Here is a 2,891-nt window from a genome sequence, read left to right on the forward strand (position 1 = left end):
AGGAAAAGCACAGCCTGACGTCCTTATCGCGCGTATAAATTTTTTCGTATGGCCGCAAACAAGGTAACGGCGGCACACCAAGGCTACGCGATCAGCGCAGCCTGCGACTTCGGAGCCGTGCGGGCATGGAACCGGCGGCTCATTTCGTTTCTGGCGGCGATGGGCTAGGCATAGAGACGGCGCTCCACGTTCACGCCGATCAAGTCGAGATAGCGCTCGATCAGGTCGGGACGGCCGACGAGATAGCCCTGCATCTCCTCGCAGGACTCGCGGGCCAGGAAGTCGCGCTGCGCCTCGGTCTCCACGCCTTCCGCGACGACCGGTATCTTCAGGGCATGCGCGAGGCTCAGGACCGCGCGGACGATCTCGGCCGATTGCGGTGTCGCCTCCAGGTTGGAGATGAAGCTGCGATCGATCTTGATCTTGTCGAACGGGAACGACTGGAGATAGGACAGCGACGAATAGCCGGTGCCGAAATCGTCCATCGCAATGCGGACGCCAAGCGCCTTCAGCCGCCGCAGCAGGTTGAGCGCGCGGGTGAAATCGCCGATCAGCATGCCCTCCGTGATCTCAACCTCGAGCCGGGTCGGCGCAAGCCCGGTCTCCAGCAGGATCTGGTGGATGGAGCGTTCGAGGTCGCCGGCCTGGAACTGGACCGGCGACAGGTTGACTGCGACCTGCAGCGGCCGCGGCCAAGACGCCGCCTCGCGGCATGCCTCGCGCAAGACCCATTCGCCGATCTCGATGATCAGCCCGTTCTCCTCGGCGAGCGGAATGAACTGGTCGGGCGGCACGAGACCCCGCGTCGGGTGGTTCCAGCGCAGCAGCGCCTCGAAGCCGATGACCTCGCCATCGATCCGCGCCTGGGGCTGGAAATAGACCAGGAGCTGGTTCTGCTCCAGCGCCTGCCGCAGATCGTGCTGCAACAGCCTGCGGTCGCGCAGCTCCTGGTCTGTCCCGGATTCGAAGAAGCGGACCCTGCCCCCGCCCTCGCGCTTGGCGCGATAGAGCGCGGAATCGGCGTTCGCGAGCAGCATCGCCGCGTCCACGCCGTCATCCGGATAAACGGCGATGCCGACGCTCATGCCAACATGTGAGAGATAGTCGTCGACCTCGAGCTCCTTGCCGATCACCTCCACCAGGCGCTCGGCGAGCGCCAGCACGTCTTCGCGGCAGGCATCGTCCGGCATGAGGATCATGAACTCGTCGCCGCCGATGCGGGCGACGAAAGCGCCATCGGATTCCGCGGCGAGACGGTCGGCCGCCGCCCGCATCAGCATGTCGCCGACGGGATGGCCGAACACGTCATTGACCTCCTTGAAGCGGTCGAGATCGAGGCTGAGCACCGCAAAACTGGTCGACGCCTCCTGCGCCTGCTCCAGCCGCTCGCTCAATGCCGCGTTGAAGGCGCTGCGGTTCGGCAGGTCGGTCAAGGCGTCATGATGCGCGAGATGACTGATCCGCTCATGGTTCGTGACGCGCTCGGTGACATCCTCGATCACGCCGACCAGATATTGCGGGTCGCCGGTGCCGTCCCTGATCAGCATCTTGCGCGAATTGACGACGCGGTCGTGGCCCTTGACGCCGACCTCGAGCAGGTGCTCCTCGAGGAACATCGGCATYCCACTGGCGACGACCCTGCGGTCCTGCTCGTTGACCACGCGGGCAACATCCGCCGGAAAAATCTCCTCGGGCGTCCTGCCCAGCATCCGTTCGCGGGGCAGGCCGTAATAGTCCTCGCCGGCGCGGTTGAGCAGGATGTAACGGGAATCCTTCGCGCACTTTGCGAACACGGCAATCGGGATATTCTCGACGATCGTATCGAGGAACTCGCGGGTCCGGAGCAAATCCTCCTCGACCTGATCGTACGTCTGGGCGCGCGCGTCAGCCATCCGCTGGCGATCGCGGTCGCTTGCCTCGTAGGCCGCGCTGACGAGTTCGCCCAACTTGGCGAGATCGACCTGTCCGGTCGCTTCGGTGGCACAGCGGAGTTGCTCGGCGAACAAGCGATGCATGCTCAAGCCACCGCACCTGGCCGAGTGCAGGCCTCATGCCCGCAGATATCCTCGATCCGCATCCCCGCGCTCTCTCGCGTTCCTGAACCGCAGATTGAGACACTTAGCATTGYGCGGGCGTTAATCGAACTTTCGCCTCGGACACGGTGGTTACCCCGGCCTGAAGGAATCCGATCGCCTTGTGCGGCAAGTTCCGTGGAACCCCGGAGGAAAGTGGCACGCGTTGGCACAACCGACACCCGGGTGCACGGCTCCCGTAGTCTACCGGAGGCGCGCGCTTTCGCCGGCGCGCATCGGCTGCACGGACATATCCTGGAGCTTCGGAACCCGGCCGGCCTCGGCTGCGATGCGAATGGCTGCGATGTTGCCGGCATAGTCGGCGCTGCTTTTGCCGCGAAACACAGCGGAACCCGCCACCAGCGTGTCGGCGCCCGCGGCAGCGACGGCGGCGGCGTTGTCGCGCGTGATGCCGCCATCGACCTCGAGCCGGATCGGCCGGTCGCCGATCATGCTTCGAACACGCCTGATCTTCTCGAGCTGGGATTCGAGAAAGGACTGGCCGCCAAAGCCCGGATTGACCGTCATCACCAGCACGAGATCGATGCGGTCGAGCACATATTCAATCACGCTCTCGGGGGTCGCCGGGCACAGGCTGACGCCGGCCTTCTTGCCGAGCGCACGAATCGCCTGAAGCGAACGGTCGAGATGGACACCAGCTTCGGCATGAACCGTGATGACATCAGCCCCGGCTTTCGCGAAGGCTTCGAGATAGGGATCGACGGGCGCAATCATGAGATGGACGTCGAAGACCCTCTTCGTCAGCGGCCGGATTGCCTTGATGACGTCGGCGCCATAACTGATGTTCGGCACGAAATG

Annotated in this window: 2 protein-coding genes; both read right to left on the bottom strand. The window is 64.3% G+C overall.

The genetic code is table 11. The annotated features are described in order from the left end of the window. Positions 1–164 precede the first annotated feature (164 nt). Positions 165–2,015, bottom strand: a complete 1,851-nt coding sequence (locus ACXJL8_RS38110) for a putative bifunctional diguanylate cyclase/phosphodiesterase (RefSeq protein ID WP_456619812.1) — start codon at positions 2,013–2,015, stop codon at positions 165–167. Positions 2,016–2,276: 261 nt separating this feature from the next. Continuing rightward, a partial coding sequence (gene rpe, locus ACXJL8_RS38115; protein ID WP_456686713.1) for a ribulose-phosphate 3-epimerase occupies positions 2,277–2,891 on the bottom strand: 615 nt, incomplete at its 5' end.

The sequence above is a fragment of the Bradyrhizobium sp. P5_C11_2 genome (genome assembly GCF_054049755.1).